This window comes from Pseudonocardia pini (assembly GCF_013870575.1).
Lineage (GTDB): Bacteria > Actinomycetota > Actinomycetes > Mycobacteriales > Pseudonocardiaceae > Pseudonocardia > Pseudonocardia pini.
Genome location: NZ_JACBXB010000452.1, coordinates 1 through 4,473, shown reverse-complemented (window position 1 = coordinate 4,473; position 4,473 = coordinate 1). Strand labels below are relative to the sequence as shown.

At 73.0% G+C, this 4,473-nt stretch carries 7 protein-coding genes; 2 read left to right on the top strand and 5 right to left on the bottom strand.

Annotated elements, in window-relative coordinates:
* Nucleotides 1-5 precede the first annotated feature (5 nt).
* Complete coding sequence (locus H5J29_RS22065; RefSeq protein ID WP_246394145.1) at nt 6-134, top strand: helix-turn-helix domain-containing protein; 129 nt, start codon at nt 6-8, stop codon at nt 132-134.
* 78 nt (nt 135-212) lie between these two features.
* Here the strand turns inward: H5J29_RS22065 and H5J29_RS22060 are convergent, their stop codons facing one another.
* From H5J29_RS22060 to uraD, 3 genes are read right to left on the bottom strand one after another with little or no spacing between them, the layout of a single operon-like run.
* Nucleotides 213-1,394: a fatty acid desaturase family protein gene (locus H5J29_RS22060; RefSeq protein WP_246394142.1), complete on the bottom strand. Its 1,182-nt coding sequence runs from the start codon at nt 1,392-1,394 to the stop codon at nt 213-215.
* Complete coding sequence (locus tag H5J29_RS22055; RefSeq protein ID WP_181782947.1) at nt 1,395-2,405, bottom strand: 2Fe-2S iron-sulfur cluster-binding protein; 1,011 nt, start codon at nt 2,403-2,405, stop codon at nt 1,395-1,397. It lies immediately after the preceding gene.
* Nucleotide 2,406: 1 nt separating this feature from the next.
* Nucleotides 2,407-2,895 carry a 2-oxo-4-hydroxy-4-carboxy-5-ureidoimidazoline decarboxylase gene (gene uraD / locus H5J29_RS22050; protein ID WP_181782946.1) on the bottom strand — a complete coding sequence of 163 codons (489 nt, stop codon included), beginning with the start codon at nt 2,893-2,895 and terminating at the stop codon, nt 2,407-2,409.
* Nucleotides 2,896-2,972: 77 nt separating this feature from the next.
* Here uraD and H5J29_RS22045 point away from each other — a divergent pair, with 77 nt between their 5' ends.
* Entirely contained in the window at nt 2,973-3,419 is a 447-nt protein-coding gene (locus tag H5J29_RS22045; protein WP_181782945.1) for a DUF1707 SHOCT-like domain-containing protein, read from the top strand.
* A 6-nt stretch (nt 3,420-3,425) separates the two neighbouring features.
* Here the strand turns inward: H5J29_RS22045 and H5J29_RS22040 are convergent, their stop codons facing one another.
* Nucleotides 3,426-4,010, bottom strand: coding sequence for a TetR/AcrR family transcriptional regulator (locus H5J29_RS22040; protein ID WP_181782944.1), 585 nt, complete (start codon nt 4,008-4,010; stop codon nt 3,426-3,428).
* Between the two features lie 57 nt (nt 4,011-4,067).
* Nucleotides 4,068-4,473, bottom strand: a 406-nt coding sequence (locus tag H5J29_RS22035) for a hypothetical protein (protein ID WP_220187757.1), incomplete at its 5' end; no start/stop codon positions are given.

Genomic DNA, 4,473 nt, shown 5'->3' with positions numbered 1-4,473 from the left:
CCGCCCTGCACGTCCACCCGCAGACCGTGCGCTACCGCCTCGCGAGCCTCCGCGAGACCTACGGCGAGCTGTTGGAGACCCCGAAGGGCCGCCTGGAACTGACCCTGGGCCTGCGCACCCTCCCCCGCCCCTGACGCCTGATGGAGCCACGACTGTCGTTCGGCGGGCCGAGAACGACAGTCGTGGCTCCGTGATGCGGGGCTGGGGGCGGGTCAGGCGGCCAGGCGGGCCGGAGCGGCCCGGCGGGTGAGCTTGCTGACGCGCTTCGGGGTGGGTGTCGCGGAGCCGTAGCGCTCGTGGCCGCCCGGGAAGGCCAGCCGGATGATCTTGCGCCACACCTTGCCGTACTGCTTCGGCAGCGAGCCCGCGTTGTACGGCAGGCCGTAGCGGCGGCAGATGTCCTGCACCTTCGGCGCGATCTCCGAGTAGCGGTTGCTGGGCAGGTCCGGGAAGAGGTGGTGCTCGATCTGGTGGCTCAGGTTCCCGGTCATGATGTGCATCGCCTTGCTGCCGGTCAGGTTCGCCGACCCCAGCATCTGGCGGATGTACCACTGGCCGCGGGTCTCGCCGTCGAGCCGCTCCTCCTCGAACGTCTCCGTGCCGTCCGGGAAGTGGCCGCAGAAGATCACGGCGTGCGACCAGACGTTGCGGACGATGTTCGCGGTGAAGTTCGCGGTGAGGTTCGCGAGGAAGTTCGGCCCGGACAGCAGCGGGAACAGGACGTAGTCCTTGGCCGCCTGCTTGCCGATCTTCTTGGCCGTCGCGAGGATCTGCGGCTTGGCCTCGGCCCAGCTCTTCTCGCCGCTGCGGATCTTGTCGGTCTCCATGTCGTACAGCGCGATGCCGTACTCGAAGATCAGCGACAGGCCCACGTTGGTGAGCGGCTGCAGCAGGTCGGCGGGCTTCCACTCCTGCTCCGGGGTGATCCGCATGACCGTGTAGCCCAGGTCGCGGTCCTTGCCCCGGATGTTGGTGAAGGTGTGGTGCTCGTAGTTGTGCGAGCGCTTCCAGAACTCGGCCGGGTCCACGTGGTCCCAGTCCCAGGTCGTGGAGTGGATCTTCGGGTCCCGCATCCAGTCCCACTGGCCGTGCAGGATGTTGTGCCCGAGCTCCATGTTCTCGAGGATCTTCGCCACCGACAGCGCGGCGGTGCCCGCGATCCACGCGGGCGGGAACTTCGCGAACAGGAGGATGCCGCGGCCGCCGAACTCCAGGCTCCGCTGGGCGCGGATGACCGCGTGGATGTAGCGGGCGTCGCGCTCCCCGCGGGAGGCCACGACCTCCTCGCGGATCGCGTCGAGCTCGGCCCCGAGCTGCTCGACCTGCTCGTCGGTCAGGTGGGCGGCGGCGCTGGGGCGTTCGGCTGCGCGTTGCAGCATCATTCCTCCGGACATCTAGAGGGCGAGGGTGACGTCGCCGGTCGGGGCGGAGACGCAGGTGCGGACGGGGCGGCCGGGCTGGTCGGCGGCGTCGTGCCGCTCGCCGGTCTGCAGGTCCCGGACGGCCCCCGCGGTCAGCTTCCCGACGCAGGTGTGGCAGATCCCCATGCGGCAGCCGCTGGGCATCAGCGCACCCGCCGCCTCGCTCGCGGCGAGGATGGCGGTGTCGGGAGCGGCGTCGGCGTCGAGCTCGCCGGGCAGGCCGAGGTCGAGCTCGGTCTCGGTGTCCGCCACCACGTCCCAGAGCAGCAGCTCCTCGCGGCCGCGCCGCTCGTGCCCGACGAGCAGCCGCTGGTCACCGCGGACGGGGGAGAAGGCGACGGCGTTCAGCCCCTTCCCCGGGCCGTCGGACTTCTCGGCCACGAGGTCGCCCGCCACCGTGAGCACCCGCAGCGCGGGGTGGCGCGAGTCGCCGTGCTCGGAGTGGGTGATCGCGACGAGGGTCTCGTCCTCCGACAGCCCGCCGACCCCCGCGTCCTCCGGGTTGCGGTAGAGGACGCGCGCGGGTCCGCCGCGGTCGGCGACCCAGACGGTGGTGCCGTCGTCCGTCGAGGTGCCGACGACGACCCGCTCGCGCCCGATGTCCAGGCCCGCCGGGTAGCCGTCCTCGACGTCCGGGAGCGGGAGGGTCGCGGGACCGCCCGCGAAGGGCTGCTCGACCCAGTGCCCGAACTCGTCCCCGTCGGTGTCGGAGAACCACCAGACCGTCTCGCCCTCGGGCGGGAGCGTGGCGAAGAACGTCCCGGCGGGGCGGTCGGTCAGCCTGCGGTGCTCGTCGGTCGCGCGGTCCCAGAGGTGGACCTGCGTGGTGCCGCTCTGGTTCGAGCTGTAGACGCAGCGGTCCGGGGCGTCGAGCGCCCAGGCGGGCCGGGACATCCGCACCGCGGTGAACCGGGCCCGCCAGCGCTGCTCGCGCTCGTCGTCGAACAGGGCCTCGGGAACGGGAGCGGTGGGGTGCGTACTCACCTCATCGATCCTGCACGATCAACGCCGTCAGCCGCAGGCGGTTGATCGCGGCCAGCTCGCTGCGGGTGCGTGCGGCCTCCTGCTCGGCGGTGCCGTCCAGCCGCTCGGTGAGCACCGCGAGCAGCTCGTCCGCGCTGCGGCCCGCCGCGCAGACGAGGTAGACGTGCCCGAACCGGCGCTCGTACTCCACGTTGCCCGCGGCCATCGCCGCGCGGACCTCGTCCGAGGCGTCCGCCATGCCGGACTGCTCCTTCGCGGAGGCCGCGGAGTGGACGGTACGGGCCCCGATGCGGGGGTGGCCCGCCAGGGCGTCGCCGAGGTCGTCGAGCTCGGCGAGCGCGGTGTCGCCCGCCGCGAGCAGGGCGTCGAGGTCGCCGTACGGGCGTCCGGCGGTCACGGCCTCGGCCCACCTGGTCGACGAGCACACCGTCAGCAGGGCGGCGACGGCGGCGGGCGGGGGGAGTGCGTCGAACGCGTCCGTGCTCGTCATGGGGACAGGATGTCGCGCCGGGGGGATCAGGGGGAAACCCGGATCCGTCACAGCACCGGGGCCGGCACCATGGCCGTGTGAACGAGCCGGTGCGCCCCGAGGACATGCGGGTCTCCGATGTCGACCGGGCGGTCACCGCCCGGCACCTGCAGTGGGCGCAGGGGGAGGGCCTGCTCGATCTCGAGGAGTTCGACGGGCGGTCCGCCGAGCTGTGGGCGGCGAAGACGCGCGGGGACCTGCAGCGGCTGGTCCGAGACCTCCCACCGGTGCCCACGACCGCGCCCGCCCGGCGGTCCGACGGGAGGCCGAGGGTCTTCGCCGACGACGGCGGCGGCACCGCGATGCGGGTCCTCACGATCATCTTCACGTCGATCGCGGTGGTGAACCTGGTGGTGTGGGGGATCGTCTCGATCACCACGGGAGACACCGCCTACCCGTGGTTCCTGTGGTCCGGCATCCCACCGCTGGCCGTCCTGCTGACCCTGTACGCCTTCGGGATCGGGCGGCCGAAGCGGGGCGACTGAGCGGGATCAGGCGAGCTCGGCGGAGCCCACGAGCATGCGGAGTGCCTCCGCCACCTCGGCGCCCGTCGGGGCGGTGTCGGGGTCGACGACCCACTGGACCATCAGCCCGGTGAGCAGGACCTGGTAGAAGCCGCCCAGCACGCGGGTGTGGCGGTCCGCCTCGGCGGTCTCGTCCGGCAGGGTGTGGAACATCGAGGCCAGCTCCTCGCGGTTCTCCCGCTGTGCCCCGACCAGGGCCTCGTGCAGGCGCGGGGACCGGGCCGCCTCCGCCAGCGACTCGACGTAGGTGGTCCAGAGCTTCCGGTCGGTGCGGAACAGCTCGACGATCGCCGTCCAGGTCTGCTCCACCCGCTCGTCCGGCGAGGCGGCGGGATCCACCCGGCCCAGGGCTGCGTCGAGCGCCTGTGTCCACTCGCCGGCGCCGCGCACGGCGGCCTCGGTGAGCAGCGCGTCCTTCGAGCCGAAGTGGTAGCCGATCGACGCGAGGTTGGTCCCGGACGCGGCGACGACGTCCCGGGCGGTCGTCCGGCCGAAACCCTTGGTGTACAGGCAGTCGGCGGCGCCGTCCAACAGGTCCTCGCGATGTCCCATGGGCGGCGACCCTAACTCACCCAAGATCAATACCGATGTGTGGGACGGACGTGTATCTCACGTGCCCGCGGTGGGGCGGGTCCGTCCGCGCAGGAAGGCCGAGAGCAGACCGACGACCCCTCCCGCCGCCAGCAGCGGCAGCCCCGGTCCGAGCTGGACCAGCGCCGCGACGTCCCCGCCGAGCCTCCCCAGCGACGTGAGGTCGAGCGCCGCGACGCCCACCGCGGCCAGGCCCGCGAGCCCGACCAGGATCCGCAGGACCGCGCCCGCCCGGGATTGCAGGCGCAGCGCGGCGGCGAGCAGCAGGGCGCCGCCCGCACCGAGGGCGATCACGCCGTCGCCGCCGTCGAGGCCGGTCACCGTGAGGGCTCCGGCCACGTTCGCCCAGGGCAGCAGGACCCCGACGGCCACCAGCCCGCCCCCGACGATCCCCAGCAGCGCTCCCAGCGGGAGGCGGCGGGGC

Coding starts and splice junctions, on each gene's coding strand:
- uraD (WP_181782946.1), bottom strand. CDS start 2,895: ATGACGAGCACGGACGCGTTCGACGCACTCCCCCCGCCCGCCGCCGTC.
- H5J29_RS22040 (WP_181782944.1), bottom strand. CDS start 4,010: ATGGGACATCGCGAGGACCTGTTGGACGGCGCCGCCGACTGCCTGTAC.
- H5J29_RS22060 (WP_246394142.1), bottom strand. CDS start 1,394: ATGTCCGGAGGAATGATGCTGCAACGCGCAGCCGAACGCCCCAGCGCC.